A 23,298-nucleotide genomic window follows, 5' to 3' on the forward strand; every position below is an offset into this window, starting at 1 on the left:
TCGTAACTAACCGCTTAAAAGCAATCGATTTCACTCTGTTTTAATTTCAACTCAATGTGACAATGTAACTATTTTCGTTCCAAATGTGAATAATAGATAATAAAAAGCCCCGTTAAATAACGAGGCTTTTACTTATGACTTGATTATTCCACTACTCTTTCGATGAGCAGTTGAGGTTTAAAAGTACTAGCTCTCGAAGTGCTACAGAGAACTTAGCAAATTCGTGTACTGAGCCAACTTTGAACTCGTTTAAGATACTCTCCCAGCGGTGCAACGATTGCTCGTTAGTTTCAATCCAATCTTCTAACGCAGCCATCACATCAAGCTCTTCGGTTGAGCAGCCACAAGTCAGTACCTGAGCGGTAAGTTGACGTTGTTGCCAGTCCAGATCTTCACGGAATGCCGCTCTTGCAAGTGCTTGCCAGTTGTTATCAACGGCTTGGCTATTAATTTGCTTCAAGAACCAATGCAACGATAAACGGTCACCCAAGTTAAAGTAGAGTTTCGATGCTTGCTCAACCGTTTTACCTGTTTCACTTGCCACTGATGAAATATCCAGTGCAGATTGTAAGCTTGATAAGCGGGCAACTTGGTGAGCGAGTTTCTCTTCAACCCCTTTCTCTATCCAACCTTGAGCCAAGTCATTGTGTTCTTCAACTTCAGACTCAACTAACATAGTGTCTAGGGTTTCAGTGATAACATTGACATCTTGCTTGTAGATAGCAATCAACTCACCGACCGTGCATTTGCCGCTACGGTTACGAAGCAACCAGCGTGCAATTCGACGCAGTGCTCGGCGCACGTAAAACATAATTTCGTATTGAGCTTGCGCTGTCGCAACGTTATCAAGTTTGCGAGTTTGCTTGAGGATTGCTTCTAAATCAAAGATTTCTCTAGCCGCACTGTAAGCGTTGGCAATATCGACAACACTTGCACCAGTTTCTTCTTGCAAACGAGTAACGAAGTTACAGCCCATTTCATTAACCATCTGGTTAGCCAATGCTGTAGCGATAATTTCAGCTCGCAGTGGGTGATTAACCATTTGATCTTTATAGTTACGTCGTAACGCACTTGGGAAATATTCAACAAGTTGTTTTGCATGGAATTCATCATTTGCGATTTCATCCGTAACAAGTTGCTGTTTAAGTACCATTTTACCGTAGGCAACTAACACTGATAGCTCAGGGCGAGTCAGACCTAGTCCCTGTTTTTCACGCTCGATTAGCGTTTCATCATCAGGAATGTATTCGAGAGCACGATCCAAGTACCCTGCTTTCTCCATAGTGTGGATGAATCGAATTTGCTCCTTAACAATGCCAACACCTTGCTGTTCAGTAACAGAGATCGACTCCGACTGACGGTAAGCATCATCCAAGACAATTTCACCCACTTCGTCTTCCATAGACTCTAGAATTTGGTTACGTTGCTTAACCGTAAGATCGCCATTTGAAACCAGTCCATTGAGGAAGATCTTGATGTTGACTTCATTATCCGAACAGTCAACGCCACCTACGTTATCAACGAAGTCCGTGTTCACTCGACCGCCAGTTAGTGCGTATTCGATACGACCAAGCTGAGTCATACCCAAGTTACCACCTTCGCCAACCACTTTGGCTCTTAAGTCACGGCCGTCAATGCGCAGCATGTCGTTAGCACGGTCGCCAACATCTGTATGAGTTTCTGTCGATGATTTAACGTAAGTGCCGATACCACCATTCCAAAGCAGATCGACTTTCATTTTCAAGATCATCTTTATCAGATCGTTAGGCGCTAAAGATGCTTTCTTAGTACCTAACATTTTCTGAATTTCTGGCGTCAACTGGATCGATTTTGATCGACGAGAGAAGATGCCACCACCTTGAGAGATCAAGTCTTTGTTGTAATCTTCCCAGCTAGATCTTGGCAGATTAAACAAGCGGTTACGCTCTTCCCAGCTGCTGGCTGAATCTGGATTTGGATCAATAAAGATATGCATGTGGTTAAACGCAGCTTGCAATCGAATATGCTTCGATAACAGCATACCGTTACCGAACACGTCACCTGCCATATCACCTACACCGATTGCAGTAAAATCAGTGGTCTGACAGTTGATGCCCATTTCACGGAAGTGACGTTTAACAGATTCCCAACCACCTTTTGCGGTGATACCCATTGCTTTGTGATCGTAACCGTTTGAACCACCTGAAGCGAATGCGTCACCTAGCCAGAAGTTGTATTCTGCAGAAACAGAGTTTGCCAAATCTGAGAAGGTTGCTGTGCCTTTATCGGCAGCCACTACTAGATATGGGTCATCTTCATCGTGACGAACAACGTTTTGTGGTGGTACCACCTCTCCTTCAATGATGTTATCTGACACATCTAGCAGTGCACGGATAAAGCGTTTGTAACAACGCTGACCTTCCGCAAAAATTTCATCACGAGTGGTGAGAGATGGCTGGCGTTTACAAACGAAGCCGCCTTTTGCACCCACTGGTACAATTACAGTGTTCTTAACCTGTTGCGCTTTTACTAAGCCAAGAATCTCCGTACGGAAGTCTTCTTGACGATCTGACCAACGCAAACCACCACGAGCCACTTTTCCACCACGAAGGTGAACACCTTCAATATCTGGTGCGTAAACAAAGATCTCGAATGCAGGTACAGGCTGCGGAATCTCAGGAATATCGCTTGGCTTCATTTTCAAAGATAACCAAGGCTTAGGCTGCTTATTCTCGTCTACTTGGTAGTAGTTGGTACGAAGCGTCGCCATGATCATTTCAATATAACGACGAATAATACGATCATCATCCAAGCTCTCTACACGATCCAACTGCTCTGTTAGCTTTTTAATTAGATCGTTTTGGCCTTTCTCGCTGCCTTTGTGTTTCGGATCAAATCGCTTGGTGAACAGCTTGACTAGACCTGTCGCTAAGTCTGGGTAGTGGCTTAGCGTGTCTTCGATGTACTGCTGACTGAATGGGAAGCCTACTTGGCGCATGTATCGTGCGTAAGCACGAAGAATGGAAATCTCACGGCCAGATAACGACGCACCTAATAACAATCGGTTGAAACCATCACTTTCAAGATTACCCGCCCAAATGGCAGCAAATGCTTGTTGGAAACGATCACGAGCTTCACGAAGGTCAACGGTTTTCTCGCTCTTATGCAGCATAGAGAAGTCAAGGATCCAGAAAGTCTGCCCGTTGTTTTTCTCGATCTCATATGGCGATTCGCCAATCACACGCAAACCAAGGTTTTCCAACATCGGCATTACGTCAGAAAGGTGAATTGGTTCATCGCGATGGTATAACTTTAAGCGGACAGCTTTGGAATCTGCACCCTCTTCTTGAGGTCGGTAGAACAACATGCCAAGTTTATTATCATCACTTAACGCTTCTAAGCGCTCGATATCTGCAACCGCAGAACCTGGCATCATGTCCTCTTTGTATGAGCGAGGGAACGCACTCATATATTCTTTTGAAAGAGGAAGGCCTTTACTTTCACCAAAGTTAGCAATGATGGATTCTTTTAGTCTGTCATCCCAAGAGGTAGAAACTTCCATTAGATTTTGCTCGATCTTTTTCACGTCTACGTCAATGTTGTTATTGTCTACACGAACAATGTAATGTGTTCTCGCTAGTGGGCTTTCTGAGAAGTACGTTGTAAATTCAACCTCTTGCTCGCAACCAAAGTACTGCTTAAGAATGCGTTGAGTTTGACGACGCAATTCTGTGTTGTAACGATCTTTAGTGACATAAACCATGCAACTGAAGAAACGACCAAATGGGTCTTTACGAACAAACAAACGCAGCAAGTCACGATCTTGCATTTGTACAACACCCATTCCCACCTCAAGCAGCTCTTCTTCATTAGCTTGAAGCAACTCGTCGCGTGGGTAGTTTTCTAAGATATTGTGCAATGCTTTGTATGAGTATGATCCGTGGCGGTATCCACTTGCTTCAAGGATACGGTCAACTTTTTCACGGATCAGAGGAATACTTTGTACCGCTTGGTTGTAAACGGCGGAGGTATATAAACCAGTAAAGCGATGCTCACCTATTACTTTACCGTTTTTATCAAACTTTTTAATACCGATGTAATCAGTATAAGCTGGACGGTGGATACGAGATGCTTTGTTACCTTTGGTGATGATCAGAGCGTATGGTTTTTTCGCTTCTAATCGCGCTGAATCTGATAATTCAGAGAGCTTGACGCTACGCACGCGCTTGTCATCAGCAAACAGACCTAGTCCTTTTTCTTTAGCAGGAACAAGTTCGGTATCACCATTGACCTCTTTTAAGTCATAATCTTTATAACCCATAAAGGTAAAGTTATGATCTTCTAGCCAACGAAGAAATGCGATCGTTTCATCCATACGATCAGTTTGGATAGAAACACGATCTTTATTTTTCTCAAGTTCATCAGTAACAAACTTAAGCTTATCAACCATCTGCTTCCAGTCATCAACGACTAAGCGAGTATCAGATAGAATTCTTAACAGCTCTTCTTTAAGCGCTTGCATCTCGTCTTTACTAGTAAGGCGGTCTACCTCTATGTGGAAAAGTGATTGAAGAACACCACCCTCACCGTTTACGTCTGTAACTTGGCCTTTTTTATCACGCTGAATCTGTGTTGGGTTATTCAACATTAGGTGACAAACAAGATCCAAACGTGCTAAAGCCATTTTGACTGAGTCCACTAAGAATGGACTATCTGGAACAACAATTTCTACGATTGTGTGTGTGGATTGCCAGCCTTGACGACTTACGGTCGGGTTAAATACTCGAACCGAAATCTCTTCTGGTTTTTTTTCATTGATATGGTGCCAAAGGCTAACGACAGCACCATAAAGGTCGGATTCGTTTCGCTGAATTAGATCATCATCAGCAATGTTACTGAATAAGTGTTGAGCAAGTTTAGTTACAAGCGTTTGGTGAGAAAGCTCGAGTTTGTCTTGAATCAGTTGGTAAACCTTTTCAAGCAGAACCGGCACTACATTTTCACGCGCGGTCATATTCACACTCCACATTAGAATTGTTGTTTTGTAGGGGGACTTAGTAGCTAGGTTGTTACCTTAGAAACTAAGCATAGGTAATGCATGTGCCCATTGTAAAAGCATAATTACAAATGTTTAACAACTAATCGTAGTGGTAAGAGGTGAAATGTCCGATTCTGTGACTAAGATTCCTATTTAACTCTCTGCAAATACAATACATCACAGAGTTTCTAACTTAAGAAACTTATTATTTTGGTCAGTTGTTAGTCTAAACTGGCCTCTAACGCCCAATTGACTAAGAAATGGTCTAAATCTCGCGGCGGGTAACTGCAAACGCAAACCGTTGTGTGTGACAACTTGAACAACACTTGCCGCACCAGAATAATGAGATAAAAACGTTTGATATGAAATGTTGAGATTGAAGTAGTAATAGTTCATGAAGTGAAAACTAAGTGACATAAACAAATAAGGTGGTCTAAATGACCACCCTATTGTTTTGTTTACTATTCGTCTAGTGCTTTAGTCACTTTTTCGAATAGATCTTTAGCAAGATTATCCATTGCTTTGAGCTTTTCAAGTTCTGCACGAATCATTGCTTGGCGAGCTTCATCGTATTTACGGAACTTAAGCAAAGGATCAATCATTCGAGAAGCTACTTGTGGGTTCGAATCATTTAGTTGGCGAAGAATTTCACCGGCAAACTGGTAACCTACACCGGATTTATCATGGAAACGTACAGGGTTCGCACTTAAGAACGAGCCAATTAAGCTGCGCGTACGGTTCGGATTTTTCAAACTAAATGTTTCGTGGTTCATGGTTGCTTTTACTTTTTCAAGAGCATCCTCTGCAGGATTGCTACCTTGAAGTGCAAACCACTTATCCATAACCAAACCATCGTGCTTCCATTTATCGCTATAATCAGCCATAAGTGCTTCACGACACTCGAGCTGAGCGTTATTTGCGGCACTCATCGCAGCAATCGTATCTGTCATGTTATTTGCAGATGCGTACTGCGCGTTGACTAAATCATTACCTTTTTCCGTATATGCTAGGTACTGAAGGCAACGGTTACGTAAAGCACGCTTGCCAATTGCAGCATGGTCGATCGTATACTCTGTTTGCTTAAGCGTGTGATAAGTCGCACTTAGCTCATCTTCTAATTCCTTAGAAAGTGACACTGTAATGCTGTTTAGCACTTTGTCTACGGCATCGATATCAATTTGCTGGTACCAACCAGTAATCTCATTGATTGAAGGCATAGAGAAAACTTGAGCACAGAAAGCTGGCTCAAGCGTTTCATCCAACAGCACACCGCGGAAAGCATCTATCACACCTTCAGAAAGCGATACTTCTTGTCCCGCTTGAACATTTTTCACATTCTGACGAATGTATTTAGCCAATAGCATTTGGCTAGCATCCCATCGAGCAAAATCGTTCGTTGCGTGCTTCATCAAGAAGACTAACTCGTCATCGCTGTAATCGTATTCTAATTTGACTGGTGCCGAGAATTCACGCAACAAAGATGGCACTGGCTGTTCTTCGACATTTTCAAATACGAACGTTTGCTTATCTTGTTTAATATCCAGCACGTTATGAACAGATTCACCGTTACTCATCAGTGGGATAACTTGACCTTTCGAATCATACAACTCGATATCGAACGGAATATGCAGCGCTTGTTTTTCTGCTTGGTCTTGCGTCGGCTCCGTAAATTGCTCTACCGTTAGTGCGTAAGTTTTTGCATCAGCGTTGTATTCGCTATTTACGCGTAGCGTTGGTGTACCCGATTGGCTGTACCACAAACGGAACTGTTTTAAATCAACACCGGTGGCATCTTCCATTGCAGAAACAAAGTCTTCACACGTCGCGGCGGTACCATCGTGACGTTCAAAATAAAGTTTCATTCCTTTTTGGAAGCCCTCTTCGCCAAGGAGTGTATGATACATGCGAATAACTTCGCTGCCCTTTTCATACACCGTTAGCGTGTAGAAGTTATTCATCTCAATGACTTTGTCAGGACGAATCGGGTGAGACATTGGGCTTGCATCTTCCGCAAATTGAGGACCACGAATAATACGTACGTTATCAATACGGTTATCAGCACGAGAGCCTAAGTCAGAAGAGAATTCTTGGTCACGGAATACGGTTAAGCCCTCTTTTAGACTTAGTTGGAACCAATCACGACAAGTGACACGGTTGCCAGTCCAGTTGTGGAAGTACTCATGACCTATCACAGCTTCGATGCCTAAATAATCACGATCTGTCGCAGTTTGATCGTTCGCCAGAACATATTTTGAGTTAAAAATGTTCAAGCCTTTGTTTTCCATTGCACCCATGTTGAAGAAATCAACAGCAACGATCATGTAAATATCCAGATCGTATTCCAGGCCAAAGCGTTCCTCATCCCACTTCATCGAGTTGATCAGCGATGTCATCGCATGACCTGCACGATCTAAGTTACCTTTATCAACAAAGATTTCTAAATCAACACTGCGACCTGACATCGTTGTATATTTGTCACGCAATACATCAAAGTCGCCTGCAACAAGGGCGAACAAGTAAGCTGGTTTTGGATGCGGATCCTGCCATTGAACCCAGTGACGACCGTTCTCTGCATCGCCTTCTGCAATTCGGTTACCATTGCTCAGCAAATATGGGTAAGCAGCTTTATCTGCGATCACTTTTGTTGTGTATTTTGCTAGAACATCCGGACGGTCTAGATAGTACGTGATACGGCGAAAGCCCTCAGCCTCACACTGAGTACAAAATGCGCCGCCTGATTTGTACAAACCTTCGAGTGCTGTATTCGCTTCAGGATCAATTTTGGTGACGATTTCAAGTTCAAACTCGGATGGAAGATCGGTCAGTACCAGCGATGACTCCTTCACCTCGTGATGAGCCCAATCCTCACCATTTACTTTTACAGCGCGTAGCTCAAGCCCTTCGCCATCGAGTTCTAGCGTTGTTGTATCGCTTTTTTGAGCAACTTTTGATATCGCCGTAACGATTGTGTCATTGTCATATAGATCAAAAGTAAGATCGATATCAGTAATCGCATGAGATGGCTCTTTATAATCTTTACGATATTTGGCCTGGGGAGCTTGAGACATGAGCATAAATCCTTGTATGTCGAACAACAAAAATACCAGACTGCATGATCAAAAATGCAGTTCTGGTATCACTATATAAGCTATTTGTAGGGGTTGTGGTATCAGAATACAAGTCTTTCCATCAAAAAACGGAGCTTTTAGTGCTCTAGCTCCGTTTTTTGATTAACATTTAAACAACATTAATGACTTACCGTACGCACGCGTAATTTGGCGCATGTTAAAGGCATCATGGCGTAACTCTATTGAGTACGGCGTACATATCACCATTGGAATCTTCGATCGTTAGCTCATTCTTGTTGAGCTTATACGTGGTTCCATGCTCGCCATTTTCATACAACAGAACCAGAAACTCATCTTCTGTGTAAAACACACCTTGTTTGATGGCCTCATCCCCTTCTTCGTTCGAAACCCTAAACATGAACACGAAATCAGGTTGAAGTATCAAATCCATCTGATTAATGTTGTTTGCCACAAGACCGTCGCCAGATACGTGAGAGCTAGACCAAATACCTGCAAGTGAATTGGATAATCCCTTAGTGAATGTTACACCATTAAGATCAAGCGTATTATGGTTGTTGCGATAGGCATAAATTTGAGGCTCGTCGGTGTTTAAACCAAGAACGATGGTGTCTTCATTTGCGTTATACAGCCCTTCCCAATGGTCAACGGAATAGTCTTTCTTTTGAATATCAATAGAAAAGCTGTAGTCAGAACCTAATGAGAGTTTGATCGCGCGAAAGTTTTCAGCCGACTCTTCGGGGTTTGGGTTCATTAAATACCAGTCTCCGATGAGAAACGGCGTGTCAAAGTGACTTAATTCATCTTCTCTGGTGTTTTCTCCACCAAACACACTAAAGCAGCAAAAGCTAAGTAAAATAAAGAACCACTTCATATCGGCATCCTTATCGTTTTCTTTTAGCTTAGCCAGTAGTCCTCACTTTCGCGAAATTTTAGATGTAGATCACGTAAATTATTGGGGGAAAATAAGCGAATATCTTGCTCGATATCGAGACAGCGGAAGACAAAAAGGCATAAAAAAAGAGTGAATCTGAAAGACTCACTCTTTTTATTCTAAATTGCCAGTTATTATGACTGATTTTCCTGCTTAAGTAGATCGACCATAATCGCGACAGACTCATCTAAATAAACATCAGGAGCCTCGTAGTCTTTTGGTATGTCATCCAATGTTTTGAATGCTTTTTTACCCAAAGCAACTTGACGTTCATTTATGCGTTGTAATCGAAGGGCTTCCGCTTTATCCGATTCAGCTTTACGAACTTTTTCGTTCAAAGACAAAGTATTATCGTCTTTTTCTTTACGATATTTCTCGATGTCTTCATTGATAAAGCGGAACTCCATCTCATCAGAAATACGCTTGTTATGAAGAGCAGTAAGTTTTTCAACTAAGGCGTCGTTACTTGGAAACGTTTGATATTGTGCTTTATCAATCTGATCCCAAGGTAAAGCATTGTCTTCAACACTTTCACCAGTTTCAGAAGCCTCAATTGGCGTTGGGTACGAAATATCTGGTGCAACACCACGATTTTGCGTACTTCCACCGTCAATACGATAAAATTTCTGAATCGTGTACTGAACATAACCTAGCTCTTTATCGAACAGATCATAAATATGATTCAGTGAACGATGTTGCTGAACTGTACCTTTACCGAAAGAGTTTTCACCTAAGATGATTGCACGATTATAATCTTGCATTGCCGCTGCAAAAATTTCAGATGCTGAAGCACTGTAGCGGTTAATCAATACCGTCAATGGGCCATCATAACTCACTTTTCCATCGGTATCGGCATTCACCTTGATGCGGCCATAGCTGTCACGAACTTGAACTACAGGGCCTTCTTTAATGAATAAACCTGTCAATGCCGTCGCTTCTGTTAGCGCACCACCACCATTGTTACGTAGATCAACGATTACGCCGTCAACGTTTTTGGTTTTCAACTCAGCTAGTAATTTATCGGTGTCTTTCGATAAGCCGACGTAGAAACTTGGTACTTCTAAAATACCAATCTTCTTACCGTCTTTTTCGATGATTTCTGACTTAACCGCACGATCTTCTAAGCGAACTTTGTCACGAACAATTGTGACAATGTAACTCTTCGCATCGTTACCTTCTGGCAAGATCTGTAGATTAACCTTTGTGCCTTTCGGGCCTTTGATTAACTGAACAACATCATCCAGACGCCAACCGATCACGTCGACAATTTCTTCACCGTCTTGTCCAACACCAGTGATTCGGTCCCCTTCACCAAGTTGCTTACTCTTCGACGCCGGACCGCCAACAACAAGTGAACGAATTACTGTGTAATCGTCTGTCATTTGCAAAACGGCACCGATGCCTTCTAGAGAAAGGTTCATTTCCGATTGGAATTGCTCGGCATTACGTGGAGAAAGGTAGCTTGTATGAGGGTCAACCTGTCGCGCGAAGGCATTCATATACAACTGAAATGCGTCTTCATTGTTGGTCTGTGTGATGCGCTTCATCGCGTTGTTATAACGCTTCTCTAAAACTTCTTTAATCTCTGGCCACTCTTTGCCAGTCAGTTTCAGATTTAACGCGTCATATTTCACACGCTTGCGCCACAACTCGTTAAGCTCTGCTTCGTCTTTTGGCCATGCGGCCTCAGAGCGGTCTAACTCTATCTCGTCATCGGTATCAAACTTGATCTCTTCATCGAGTAGAGTTAACGCATAAGCAAAGCGATCGAAACGCTTCTGCATTGAGAGGTTGTAAACATCAAAAGCAATTTGGTTGTTGCCCGATTTAAGCTGATCATCAAGCTCGACTGACCAATTTTTAAATGAGTCGATGTCTGCTTGAGTGAAAATATTTCTATTGTAATCAAGCAACTCTACATAGCGTTCAAAGATCGCTTTAGAGAAATCATCATTGAGGCTGAAGTGCTTATAATGAGAGCGGGTAAATCGCGAGGTGACTCGTTTGCTAGCTGTTTCATGCTGAACTTCAGGAGAAAGAACTGGCAAGTCATCTTTATGTAGTTTGGCTTCAAGAGCCTGAGCTGATGCTGCTAGCCATAAGCTAGCAGCAATCAGGGTCACTTTTGAACGGCAATTCATGCGTAGGAGTATCTCCTTTATGCGCGCAAGTGCTCCGCTTTCACAACCATTTGTAGGCCGTTAGCAAGTTGAACACGTACATCATCCTTATTGATTTCAACAATGGTCGCTGCCATGTTTCCTTTGCCCATGTTCACGTTAACTGCGTTACCTACTGTGATTTCATCAGCATTTAGAGCGCGCGTTTCTACAGGCTTAGTTGGTTTTTGTACTTTTGGTTTATTAGTACGACGAGGCTGTTGAGGCTTTTTAGCCGCAGGTTTCGCTTTCGCCTTACCCTCTTCACGAGCTTTTTGTGCTTGTTCTTTACGACGAGCCTGAACTTTCGCCTTGCTTTCTGCAAGTGTCGCTTTCGCGTGTTCAACGTGCTCTTCTTCTAGCTCACCACAAGGGTTGCCATCTAGGTCTACACGTACTGCACCTGGTTTTACACCGTGTAGGTAACGCCATGATGAAGTGTACTGTCTTAACGCTGCACGAAGCTGTGTTTTGCTTACTTTTTCGTCTTCATTTAGACGTTCCGCAAGATCTTGAAAAATACCAATTTTCAGAGGTTTTGCTTCACCTTCTAAAGTAAAGCACTTAGGGAAACATTCAGCAATATATGCAATAACTTCTTTGCTGTTTTTTAACTTTTCAGTCATGAGGGGTCCTGATTTGAGCGGATTTCCGCGAGCATTAAGAAAAAATATTCTCGTATTATAGTGACATGCCAAGGAAAAACCACACTCGAAGGCTAATTTATGCGTCGTTCGCGTGTGAATTAAGCAGCTTTTCTACTTCAACCATGAAATGAGTGAGACCTTCTTCGTCTGTTTCATTAAATCGGCCAATACTTGGACTATCAATATCAAGTACACCAACCACCTTTCCATTAATAGAAAATGGAATCACAATTTCTGAATTGCTCGCTGCATCGCACGCAATATGCCCCTCAAATTCGTGAACGTCGTATACTCTTTGTATAGTATTAGTTTGTGCAGCAGTACCGCAGACGCCTCGACCCATTGGGATACGAACACAAGCTGGTTTTCCTTGGAACGGACCAAGAACAAGCTCTTCACCTTTTGTTAGGTAAAAGCCTGCCCAGTTAAGATCGTCAAGTTCCATGAAAAGCAATGAGCTCAAGTTTGCTAGGTTCGCAATAAAGTCTGGTTCAGACTCAATTAGAGCAACAGCTTGTTTGGTTAGTCTTTGGTATTGTTCTAAGTTCATATTAACTTCCTACTTACTATAAAAGCTTCCATTCTCAATGTATGGCGCTAAAATGCAGCCCTACTTTATAATAGGACTTATTCTCAATTACAATGCTTCTGAAAAATGACACTATTAGCCGTTCTTGGTTGATAACACAAGTAAAAAAGCACAAGTCCAAGCTGATCATAGCGAACTTGATAGCGGTGCTTGCAACCTTGATTAGTGTTCCAATTCCCCTCCTCATGCCTTTGATGGTTGATGAGGTCTTATTGGACCAACCTGCAAAAGGCTTAGATGCCATGAATGCCATTCTCCCTGAAGCGTGGCACACTCCGACAGGCTATATTTTCTTCACCCTGTTCTTGGTTGTTCTTATGCGAGCTGCGAGCCAAGGATTAAATATCCTTCAAAGCCGACAATTTACGCTTGTTTCAAAAACCATCACGTTTGAGATGCGCAGTAAAATGATCGACAAACTCGGCCGTATCAGCATCCGACAATACGAAACCAAAGGTAGCGGAGGAATCAACGCACACCTTATCACTGACATTGAGACCATTGATAAATTTATTGGTTCTACGTTAGCAAAATTCGTTATCAGTTTTCTGACTGTTATTGGTACTGCTATCGTTCTACTTTGGCTCGATTGGCGACTTGGTCTGTTTATCCTGTTAGTTAACCCTATTGTCATTTACTTCTCACGTAAACTAGGCAGTATGGTTAAACATCTGAAACGGAAGGAAAATCATTCTTTTGAAATTTTCCAAAACCGTTTGGTTGAAACATTAGATGGAATCTACCAACTACGCGCAGCCAATAAAGAGCGAGAATTCCTCCAACAACTCAAAGACAGTGCGAACCAAGTTCGCGTTGATGCAGACAAGTATGCTTGGCAATCTGAAGCGGCTGGTCGCGTTTCTTTCCTTCTCTTTTTGATCGGCTTTGAATTATTCAGAGCTGTCGCAATGTTAATGGTCATGTTCAGTGACCTTACTATTGGCCAAATATTTGCCGTTTTTGGTTACCTATGGTTCATGCTGTCTCCTGTTCAAGAGTTGCTTGGGATTCAGTTTTCTTGGTACAGCGCTAAAGCCGCATTAAAACGCATCAACGACTTATTAGAGTTAGAAGAAGAGCAGAGACCGGTTCCTAAGGTAAATCCTTTCAAAGAAGGTAGAGAAGTTGACGTTAAAGTAGAAAACATTAATTTCTCTTACAATAATGAAAACAAAGTCCTAGATAATCTTTCTTTACATATGCCGGCAGGAAAGAAAGTGGCGTTAGTTGGTGCAAGCGGCGGTGGTAAGTCGACCTTGATACAATTACTTATTGGGGTTTACCGTCAAAACTCCGGTAGCATTCGCTTTAATGATGAATTAACAGAAGATATTGGCTTTGAAGTAATTCGCGACAAAATTGCCGTGGTATTACAGCAACCTATACTATTTAACGACACCTTGAGGCATAATCTAACGCTTGGTGGTAATTTTGACGAAATGTCACTTTGGCGTGCGCTTGAAGTGGCTCAGCTGCAAGATGTAATTTCTCAACTTAACCACGGCTTGGATACTCAAGTTGGTCGTAATGGCATTCGTTTGTCAGGAGGTCAACGACAACGGCTTGCCATTGCCAGAATGGTGCTGAGTAATCCTCAATTTGTAATTTTAGACGAAGCCACGTCTGCGCTAGATACCGCTACTGAAGCGGCTTTACACAAAGCACTGACCGAGTTCTTACGTGGTAGAACAACATTAATCGTTGCGCACCGACTATCCGCTGTTAAACAAGCCGATTTGATCTACGTGCTTGAAGATGGGAAAGTGACGCAAACAGGTACTCATGGTGAGTTAGTTGAGCAAGAAGGCTTATATCAAACCTTATATGGGGGCATACAGTCCCACGCTTAAATCGTTCAAGCTAGAGAGGTCGTTATGACCTCTCTGTCTAAGCACGCCATGCAACCCAATAACGTACGTTTGTGCCAAGGTTGTGAATTGCCTGTCGACATCGTCGACTTACCCCATGGCAAAAATGCACACTGCCCTCGTTGTGGTACGCAATTATATCGCGGAGGTAGCCCTAGCCTCTCTGGTAATCTAGCCGTCGCGATAACCTGCATCCTACTATTTATTCCATCGCACTTTTTTAACTTTATTAGCATCCGACTCTTTGGTGTGATGATTCCGGCAACCCTACCTTCAGGGATGATCACATTGATGGAAGAAGGATTTGTTCTTCTTTCATTGCTCATTCTATTTTGTAGCTCTCTTGCGCCACTGACGGTTTGTGTTTCAGTGGTAACGGCGCATATTTCTTTACATCAACGATGGTTCCGTGGGCTTCGTATCTCACTGTGGCTAATTCAACATTTCAAGCATTGGGTTATGTTGGATGTGTTCTTAGTTAGCATCGCCATTTCCTGTTTTAAACTCCAAGATTATTCCGACATTTTCGTCGGTCCAGGGTTAATTGGTCTGGTTCTTTTGCAGATATTTACCGTTTTGTTAGTTTCAAGAATCAGCGTGCGTCGTTATTGGGAAGCTTGGAAGCCAGAAAGTTTATATGCTTTTGAGCATAAAGATGTGCATTGCCATGAATGCCACTTGTCCCAACCTGAAGGTGACCATTGCCAGCGTTGTCATCACGAGTTATATCATCGTAAGCCAAACTCCATTCAGAAAACATGGGCTTACCTCATCGCAGCAACGGTCGCCATCTTCCCTGCTAACCTGATCCCTATTTCCATCTTGCTTACCAATGGTAAGCGTTTGGAGGACACTATTTTTTCAGGCGTGGCTGGTTTGGTAAAAAGCGGCATGTATGGAATCGCTGCGATCATTTTTGTTGCCAGTATCGTTGTACCGGTGATTAAAATACTTGGGCTCGCCTACATCATGCTTTGCATCCAATTCAAACGTTCGGTGTTTAAGAGACAACGAATGATGGTTTACTTTGTTGTTAAATGGATCGGTAAATGGTCTGTGATGGATTTGTTTGTTATTTCTATCATGATGACGTTAGTCGATCGTGGTCAGATACTGGATTTCACACCAGGATATGGCGCGGTAGCATTTGGTGTTGTCGTTGTATTGACCATGCTTGCAGCAGAAAGTATTGATCCAAGGCTAATCTGGGACCAAACAAGCCCAAAACAATCAGAAAAAGAGTCAATGAATGAGTGATCAGAACAGTTCTCAAACGTCATACGTACCAGATGTAAAGCGGAGTAAAGGCATATCTCCTCTTTGGCTGTTGCCAATTTTGACCATGGTCTTAGCTGGCTGGCTTGTTGTGAAGTCGATACACGATGCAGGACAACGAGTGCAAATCTATTTTTCTGATGCCGCTGGTCTTGTCGCCGGCCGAACCACTATCCGTTACCAAGGATTAGAAGTCGGCATGGTAAGAGACATTAACCTCACCGAAGATCTCGGCAGTATTTATGTCGATGCTGATATCTATCCTGAAGCTGCAAAGTTACTGAACGATAAAACACGCTTTTGGTTAGTAAAACCAACAGCTAGCCTAACGGGAGTTTCCGGACTGGATGCGCTCGTCTCAGGTAACTACATCTCGATTCAACCCGGAGATGGTCAAGAGTTTGAGACAACATTCCATGCGTTAGACTCTGCCCCAACAGATTTACGCGTTTCTCAAGGTTTGAATATTAAGCTCAAAAGCCGTGATTTAGGTGGTGTATCGGTTGGCTCTCAAATTGTTTATAAGAAAATCCCAATCGGTGAAGTGTACAGTTACCAGCTAGATGAAGATGCAAAATCTATCACTATTCAAGCCAACATTCAGGATCAATACCGACATATCATTAACAACCGCAGTCGATTCTGGAACGTCAGTGGAATTGGTGCCAGCATCGGTTTTGAAGGTGTCGATGTAAGACTAGAAAGCATGAGTGCCTTACTAGGTGGCGCCATCGCCGTCGACTCTCCGGATGATGGTGAGCCTGTAGAAGAGAACACCGAGTTCCGTTTGTATAAAGATTTGAAAACTGCTGGTCGAGGCATCGCGGTTAAAATCGTCCTACCTGATGACAGCAAGATCAGCGGAGAAGGCGCTCCAATTATGTATCGCGGAATCGAAATTGGCCAAGTTACGGACTTGAGCCTTTCCGAAGGCCGAGAAGTGATATTGGCGTCAGCGGCAATTCAACCCGCTTTTAGTGACATGCTGACGACAGGTACTCGATTTGTTTTAGAAGAAGCAAAAGTGTCCCTTTCTGGTGTTGAAAACATTGCTAATTTAGTGCGAGGAAACTTCTTAACGATCGTGCCGGGCGCAGGTGAACGCTCTCGCCGCTTTACTGCCATTCGTAAAAACGTGTTTAACCAACAGCAAGAAAAGTCCATCGCGATTCGGTTGGTGTCCGACAATTCGTTTGGCCTAGATAGCGGTGCCAATGTACTTTATAAAGGCATCGTTGTTGGTTCAATCATCAAAGTGGGCCTAGTTAAGGAAGATAAAAAATCACAACACGAAGTATTTATGGATGTATTGATTGACCATGAATACAAACATCTGATCAAATCAAACAATCGTTTTTATGTAACCGGCAGTGCATCAGCAGAGTTAACTGAATCCGGGCTCAGCGTTACCGTTCCTCCAGCAAAGCAGTTGTTAACCGGGTCAATTAGTTTTGTGAGCGAAGGCAAGCAGGATATTCAAAAAGAGTATCAGCTGTTCCAAAATGAATCATTGGCTGAATTGGCGCAGTACAATCAAAGTGGCTCTAGGGCGCTAACACTATTTGCTTCTGAATTGCCGCCGATTTCCAAAGGCAGTCCTCTACTCTATCGTAATCTTCCAGTTGGTAACGTCTCCGATTTCCAACTAGTTGATGGCGGAGTACTAATTAAGGCTACCATCGAAAACCGCTTCGCTTATCTTGTAACGCCACAAACCGTTTTTTGGAATCGTTCAGGGATCGAGATAGATGCATCATTAGCCGGAGTTAGTGTGAAAGCGCACCCTTTAAAATCGTTAATCGAAGGTGGCATCGCTTTTGACTCCGTACCAGGCGTTGAAAACAAAATCGGAGAAAACTGGAAGCTGTATTCTGATCAAAAAACCGCTCGCAAGTTTGGGCGCGTCATTGCTTTAGAAACCGACGGTTCGCAAGAGATTGCTAAAGGAATGCCGATTGAATATCAAGGTGTTAAAGTTGGTGAAATCACTCTGGTTGTACCGAATTTTCGTCGTAACATGGTTGAAGTCACTGCAAGAATCCTACCTGAATACGTAGAAAACATTGCAGTTGAAGGTTCACATTTTTGGCTAACTGAACCAGAAATTGGTTTAGGTGGCGTTAAAAACCTCGGAGCGTTGGTGTCGAAATCCATCAGTGTTGAACCAGGTAAAGGTAAAGCCAAATTTGATTTTCAGTTAGAAAATAGTTCAGAACGCGTGCATGGAATCATGTTTACGTTACAAAGTGAACAAAGAGGCTCAGTACAAGTCGGTACCCCTATTCTTTACCGCCAGATGGAAGTTGGCCAAGTGACCGACGTAAGCCTAGGAGAATTTGCTGATCGCATCGTCACGACTATCAAAATACAGCCTGAATATGCTTACCTCGTTCGTCAAAACAGCGTGTTTTGGAATGTTTCAGGAGTAGATGTCTCCATCGGGCTTACTGGCGCGAACATCAAAGCAGGCACATTTGATAGTTTAGTTCGCGGAGGAATTGCGTTTTCAACGCCAGAGCAATCGACTATTCCACCAGCGGCAAAAAGTGGGCAATCTTTCTTTTTGTATCCACAAGCTGAAGAAGGTTGGACTCAATGGCGTACTGCGATTCCTAAGCCGTAGAATAAAGCTCAATTCACGTACAATTGAAGTTTGAGTACCTTAAAAGAGCAGCAATCGCTGCTCTTTTTTATTGCTCGGCCCTTGTCACTATTCGTTTCTGCTTCGCTTTCGTATATTATTTGCCACAAATTCTGCAAACGAGATCCCACATTGCATCCTAATGTTTACATCCCAGACGCGTTTCTGGAAAAAATCCAAACCATCCTTCCTGCTCACCTCAACATGGAAGACTTTATCGCTTCGTGCCAAAAGCCACTGCGCAAAAGTATTCGAGTTAATACGTTGAAGATCAGTGTTGAAGCGTTTCTAGAACGAGCAGAAACAAAAGGCTGGAAGCTTTCTCCTGTGCCTTGGTGTGACACAGGTTTTTGGATTGAAGCGGATGAGTCAGTTGTACCATTAGGCAACACAGCAGAACACATGTCTGGCTTATTCTACATTCAAGAAGCCAGTTCGATGATGCCGGTATCTGCTCTGTTTATGAATGATGAATCTTACGATGCCGTGTTAGATACCGCAGCCGCTCCAGGCTCAAAAACCACTCAAATTGCAGCTTTAATGAACAACGAAGGTGTACTTGTGGCCAATGAATACGCCGCAAGTCGTGTAAAAGTACTGCACGCTAATGTGGAACGTTGTGGGGTACGTAACGCCGCACTAAGTAACTTCGATGGACGCGTTTTTGGCGGTTGGCTACCAGAACAATTTGATGCGGTTTTGCTCGACGCGCCTTGCTCTGGAGAAGGCACCGTTCGCAAAGACGAAGATGCGATGAAAAACTGGACGCAAGCTTCTGTACTCGACATCGCTGACACACAGAAAGATCTTATTGAAAGCGCCTTCCATGCATTAAAGCCCGGTGGTGTGATGGTTTACTCAACATGTACGCTCAGTACAGAAGAAAACCAACAAGTTTGTCATCACTTGAAAGAAACCTTTGGGGATGCTGTAGAGTTTGAAAGCCTTGAGAACTTGTTTGAAAACGCAGAGGCAGCTCTAACTGAAGAAGGCTTTTTGCATATTTTCCCGCAGGTCTACGACTGTGAAGGGTTCTTTGTTGCAAGAATTCGCAAACTGGCTGCTGTTGAGGCGCCAGAAGTCAAAAAGCGCATGGGGACATTCCCCTTTGCTAAAACTTCAAAAAAAGAATCGACAGAAATTGCTCAACAACTCCAAAGCGCGTTAGGTATTAAACTTCCAAATGACAGTTCTGTATGGCTTCGCGATAAAGATGTCTGGTTATTCCCTAATGCTTTAGAAGCGATGATAGGCGAATTACGCTTCTCCCGTATGGGTATAAAGATCGCGGAAGCCCATAAAAATGGCTACCGTTGGCAACACCAAGTCGCGACTGCCCTGGCGACAGGTTCTGAAAGCAACGCCATTGAACTCAGTATTGAAGAAGCGCGCGAATGGTACATGGGGCGTGATGTTCGCCCACAAACCATTCCTGAGGGAATGAAAACAGGTAAAGGCGAAGTGCTTGTCACCTATCAAGGCGCAGTTATTGGCCTTGGCAAGTGGGTAAGCAACCGAATAAAGAATGGTCTCCCTCGCGAATTAGTACGAGATAAGAACTTATTTTAAAAGACGCAACGAACCATAAATAAATGAAAAGCCATCGTATTTGCGATGGCTTTTTAATTCGTAAGTATGAAAGCAAGTGGGCTCGCTAGCGATCCGGACACGCTGTACTAAACTAGTTGTATCAAAGTAATGCTTTGATGTGGCATTTCTCTCTATGTTCACCAACAAAATTATTGTTGGACAAGTTTAGCGCAGGCTCTGCGGAGCCGTTTCCCCTAGGCCCAAAAAAAGGAAAAGTTTGGGCCGTTTTTTTGGCTGCAGATCCGCTATACGTGAGTTAGGACTACGCTAGACGAATACCGTCTTTCTCAATGACAATTTTACCCTGCTTGTATAAGCCACCGATGGTCTTTTTATAAGTCCCTTTACTTGTGCGGAAAGCATCAAAAATCGCTTCAGGAGACGACTTGTCATTCAAAGGCAAAAATCCGCCTTTCTTCTCTAGCAGGTCAAGGATCTTACTAGAAAGATCGTCCATTTTCGCCACACCAACTTTTTGTAGAGCAAGGTCGATTTTGCCATCTTCACGAATGTGCTTAATAAAGCCTTTCAGCTTTTTACCGATGTAAAGCTTACCAAAAACATCCGATGGGAAAATCATGCCCCAATGCTTACCGTTAACGATAGCTTTATAACCAAGTTGACTACGCTCTGCGATGATCAAATCAACTTGCTCGTTAACTTCATAATTCGCTGGAGTTTTATCTAACCATTTATTGAACTTAGTCGTACCAACAATGCGACCTGACGCTTTGTCGGTATAAACATACACTAAAATGGTTTGTCCGGCAGAGAAGCGAGTGCGTTGCTCACTAAAAGGAATCAGTAAGTCCTTTTCTTTGATGCCCCAATTTACAAAAGCACCTGTCGCATTCACACCCTCAATCTTCATTAAACCCCATTCACCCACTTGGGCAATTGGTCTTTCAATGGTCGCAGCAAGTTGGCTTTCTGAATCGAAGTACAGAAATACGTCTACATGCTCACCAATTTCAGTACCCTCTGGTACATACTTACTAGGTAGTAGAACAGAACCGTAATCATCGCCATCCAGAAATACGCCAAAATCAGCCTTTTTAATGACTTCTAAGCTGTTAATTTGACCAATTTTAATCATTGATTTTGTCTCTTTTTAAATTTACGTGGAATTATACCTAAACTAACAAGAAAATCAGAGAGAAAAGCATAGTGCTCTGTTATGCTGTTGTCGTTCAGCTATATGCCCCAGTCACTCTTTTAGCACTCTTATACTTATCTGCTCAACGGAACGCATAAGTTAAGAATGCTTTAGCAAAGTCAGGAGCTTTCTTTGGTCACCGTCGATAAACAAGACTCAATAACATTAAAAATCAGTCATGCACTCGCAAAGAGCAAAAGTGTCGACCTAGATATTTACTTTTTTATACCTGGTGAGCTTGGTTTAAACGCCGATATCATCAGTGAATCCGAATTTTATTACACCTCAATAACACAGCAACGATCTTATTACAGTACTGAAATCCTTCTTCCGCTAGTACACAGTCGACTTGCCAAACGTGGACGCCTGTCGAATCAGCAATACCGAGTAAGTTTGAGTTTGTTCGCTTACCAATACGTTATCGCGCTAGACAAAGCGGTAGCAAGTTTAAACAAACATGAGAACAACTCCGTAACGGAAGATGAAGTGGACGAAGTTATCGAGCTCACGCTTGAGATCTTAAAGCGCTTGCGGCGTTCTATTCCTTACGAAGAGAACTTAAAACGCTACTACGTTAACATCGATAACTATCTGTCTTGGTATACCGAGCAAAAGTTCCTGTCACTGGTGGCCCACCTACCACGTGAAGGCGACTATGGCACGATCAAGAAGCGCCTGATCACGCTATGTGAGAAAGAGCAAGCCCATCGTAAACTCAACAAATACAACTCATCAAGAGTCGTTGAAGACGTTACTCGCTTATCTAACAAAATGCGCTTGCTAAGGCGATTGATTGAACACCCTATCGTGCTTCGTGAAGAAACCATATCGATGGGTAACAACATCAAGCGTGCAATCAAAGGCATTGCAACCGGTTTAGTTATGGTTGTCGTGACCTCTACCGTGATTCTCGCTCGCGATTATCTGGGGGAAATTTCTGCCTCATTCATTATCGCGATGTCTTTTATTTACGCTTTACGAGAAATCTTTAAAGATGATTTACGCGATGCTATGTGGCGATGGATCCGTAAAGGCAAGCCAAAATGGCGTAAGAAGTATGTTGATCCAACGACGAAAAAAGTGGTTGGCAAAAAATTGGAGTGGCTCGATTATCGTACCTTAAGTAGCTTGCCGGATAAGATTCAAAGAATACGTAAAAAACGCGTCGTTCAACGTGAAGAGCAGATTCTTCATTATCACGAGAAAACCGAAATGGCGACCTCTCTTTTCTTGAGTGGTTACGAACAAACGAGAGAAACATTGAACATCAGTTTACGCCCTATCATCCGCTTGATGGATAAAAGCTCAAATCGAGTTTACCGTTTAAATGAAGGTCAAGTAACCAAAGAGTCAGTAGAGAAACGTCATTTGCTCAATGTGATTGTCAAAGAGGACAACCACACCGATGAGCCTGTTTATTACCGCTGGAAAGTGGTCTTAAATCGCTCCAAAATCGTCTCTATCGAGAAGATTGAACTCAATTAAGCCAACGCCTTTAAACAAACGAGCCACAAACCACTAGGCAGCCTCTTTTCTTTGTTGGGCTGCTTTTTTTATCGAAAGAGTAAGCGAGAATTCAGCCATTGGCTCGTCACCATGTAAGTTAGGACACAGCGCGACAATTTTTACGTCACGATTTACTCGTTCACCTGTTGCCAAGGTGTGCTCGAGCATCTCATCAATGACATGACCATCGTTACAAACAAAGTGCACATCGGCTTCCGGGCGCTTTAAAAACTCGGCTTTCACACCTTTAAATGCTAGCGAGATCGCTTCTCCCTTTTCTTGCGCTTTACTCATAGCAAGAAAACCACCAGCAACATCAGCGCCAACGGCTAAAGCGCCGAAATACATGCTATTCAGATGGTTCTTCGTTCTTCTGCGCAATGGGATACGAACCTCAACATGCTTGCTATCTATCGCAATGATTTTAGGGTGGCAAAGCCAAATCAGCGGCACTTTTGAAAAGCCAAACAGATTTAGATACAAATTCGCACGACGTAGAGCTGATAACATTTTGGTCTCCTTACCAATCTAGTCAGACCAGTTAATCAACGAAAGAAATAGATGTCAAAGAAATGTTAACAAAAGCTCGATCTCACGAGTTATTTAACCCTCATAAAGTGACGGCGTCACCCGTAAGGTATGAAGTTTATCGCAGTTACTTAGATTACCTTACAGCGAGATAGATAAAATGGTTATAAATTCAAATGTATATATATTGATTTAATGATCAAGTTTTGTCATTTATACATAAGTCATTTAAATGAATACCTACACCTTTGTATACAATTCGGTATTTCCTGGCGAAGATTCCCGTGAAACGGTTTATTCCT

At 42.8% G+C, this 23,298-nt stretch carries 14 protein-coding genes; 5 read left to right on the plus strand and 9 right to left on the minus strand.

The window, feature by feature from the left end:
* Positions 1–151 precede the first annotated feature (151 nt).
* The 7 genes from R7E42_RS01725 to R7E42_RS01755 form a co-directional block, all read right to left on the minus strand.
* On the minus strand, positions 152–4,993 hold the full coding sequence (locus tag R7E42_RS01725; RefSeq protein ID WP_213909943.1) for an NAD-glutamate dehydrogenase: 4,842 nt from the start codon (positions 4,991–4,993) through the stop codon (positions 152–154).
* Between the two features lie 201 nt (positions 4,994–5,194).
* Entirely contained in the window at positions 5,195–5,413 is a 219-nt protein-coding gene (locus tag R7E42_RS01730; RefSeq protein ID WP_005377440.1) for a DUF2835 domain-containing protein, read from the minus strand.
* A 65-nt stretch (positions 5,414–5,478) separates the two neighbouring features.
* The gene (gene pepN, locus R7E42_RS01735; protein WP_213966971.1) at positions 5,479–8,085 is read right to left on the minus strand and encodes an aminopeptidase N; all 2,607 of its coding nucleotides are present in this window, start codon (positions 8,083–8,085) and stop codon (positions 5,479–5,481) included.
* A gap of 226 nt (positions 8,086–8,311) precedes the next feature.
* Positions 8,312–8,977, minus strand: a complete 666-nt coding sequence (locus R7E42_RS01740; protein ID WP_033905322.1) for a hypothetical protein — start codon at positions 8,975–8,977, stop codon at positions 8,312–8,314.
* Positions 8,978–9,171: 194 nt separating this feature from the next.
* Positions 9,172–11,178, minus strand: coding sequence for a carboxy terminal-processing peptidase (prc, locus tag R7E42_RS01745; RefSeq protein ID WP_017634279.1), 2,007 nt, complete (start codon positions 11,176–11,178; stop codon positions 9,172–9,174).
* Positions 11,179–11,195: 17 nt separating this feature from the next.
* Positions 11,196–11,822, minus strand: coding sequence for an RNA chaperone ProQ (gene proQ / locus R7E42_RS01750; protein WP_005377435.1), 627 nt, complete (start codon positions 11,820–11,822; stop codon positions 11,196–11,198).
* 97 nt (positions 11,823–11,919) lie between these two features.
* Positions 11,920–12,393, minus strand: a complete 474-nt coding sequence (locus R7E42_RS01755; RefSeq protein WP_005377433.1) for a GAF domain-containing protein — start codon at positions 12,391–12,393, stop codon at positions 11,920–11,922.
* Positions 12,394–12,485: 92 nt separating this feature from the next.
* Here R7E42_RS01755 and R7E42_RS01760 point away from each other — a divergent pair, with 92 nt between their 5' ends.
* From R7E42_RS01760 to rsmF, 4 genes are all read left to right on the plus strand, one after another.
* Entirely contained in the window at positions 12,486–14,282 is a 1,797-nt protein-coding gene (locus R7E42_RS01760; protein ID WP_017634277.1) for an ABC transporter ATP-binding protein, read from the plus strand.
* A gap of 24 nt (positions 14,283–14,306) precedes the next feature.
* Positions 14,307–15,557: a paraquat-inducible protein A gene (locus R7E42_RS01765; RefSeq protein WP_318072280.1), complete on the plus strand. Its 1,251-nt coding sequence runs from the start codon at positions 14,307–14,309 to the stop codon at positions 15,555–15,557.
* Positions 15,550–18,198, plus strand: a complete 2,649-nt coding sequence (locus tag R7E42_RS01770; RefSeq protein WP_017634276.1) for an MlaD family protein — start codon at positions 15,550–15,552, stop codon at positions 18,196–18,198. Before R7E42_RS01765 ends, R7E42_RS01770 begins: the two co-directional genes overlap by 8 nt.
* Positions 18,199–18,348: 150 nt before the next feature.
* A complete protein-coding gene (gene rsmF / locus R7E42_RS01775) occupies positions 18,349–19,785 on the plus strand; it encodes a 16S rRNA (cytosine(1407)-C(5))-methyltransferase RsmF (protein WP_318072281.1) in 1,437 nt (478 codons plus the stop codon).
* Between the two features lie 283 nt (positions 19,786–20,068).
* Here the strand turns inward: rsmF and R7E42_RS01780 are convergent, their stop codons facing one another.
* A complete protein-coding gene (locus R7E42_RS01780) occupies positions 20,069–20,902 on the minus strand; it encodes a S1 RNA-binding domain-containing protein (RefSeq protein ID WP_017633794.1) in 834 nt (277 codons plus the stop codon).
* 192 nt (positions 20,903–21,094) lie between these two features.
* Between R7E42_RS01780 and R7E42_RS01785 the strand changes: the two genes are divergently transcribed.
* Positions 21,095–22,447: a hypothetical protein gene (locus R7E42_RS01785; protein WP_005377421.1), complete on the plus strand. Its 1,353-nt coding sequence runs from the start codon at positions 21,095–21,097 to the stop codon at positions 22,445–22,447.
* A 33-nt stretch (positions 22,448–22,480) separates the two neighbouring features.
* On the opposite strand, the gene R7E42_RS01790 is transcribed toward R7E42_RS01785, so the two are convergent.
* The gene (locus R7E42_RS01790; protein ID WP_005377418.1) at positions 22,481–22,978 is read right to left on the minus strand and encodes a DUF4442 domain-containing protein; all 498 of its coding nucleotides are present in this window, start codon (positions 22,976–22,978) and stop codon (positions 22,481–22,483) included.
* Between the last annotated feature and the right edge of the window lie 320 nt (positions 22,979–23,298).

The sequence above is a fragment of the Vibrio sp. Vb1337 genome (assembly GCF_033338715.1).
Taxonomy (GTDB): Bacteria; Pseudomonadota; Gammaproteobacteria; order Enterobacterales; family Vibrionaceae; genus Vibrio; species Vibrio alginolyticus.